Annotated in this window: 1 protein-coding gene; it reads left to right on the top strand. The window is 64.3% G+C overall.

The genetic code is table 11. The features are described from left to right. On the top strand, window positions 1–244 hold a 244-nt coding region (gene mtnN, locus B4920_RS27535; protein WP_088179551.1), incomplete at both ends, for a 5'-methylthioadenosine/S-adenosylhomocysteine nucleosidase.

Below are 244 nucleotides of genomic sequence, written 5' to 3' on the forward strand. Positions count from 1 at the left end.
ACCCTGCAACTGGGCGGCTGCGAGTTCTATCAGGGCCGTCTGGCCGGTAAAGAGGTGATCCTGACCCGCTCCGGCATCGGCAAGGTTGCCGCCAGCGTCGCCACCAGCCTGCTGCTGGAAAAATTTGCCCCCGACTGCGTCATCAACACCGGCTCCGCCGGCGGCTTCGCTCAGGACTTGCACATCGGGGACGTGGTGATCGCCAGCGAGATGCGTTTCCACGATGTGGACGTGACCGCCTTCG

It is taken from the genome of Zoogloea sp. LCSB751 (assembly GCF_002028455.1).
Lineage (GTDB): Bacteria > Pseudomonadota > Gammaproteobacteria > Burkholderiales > Rhodocyclaceae > Zoogloea.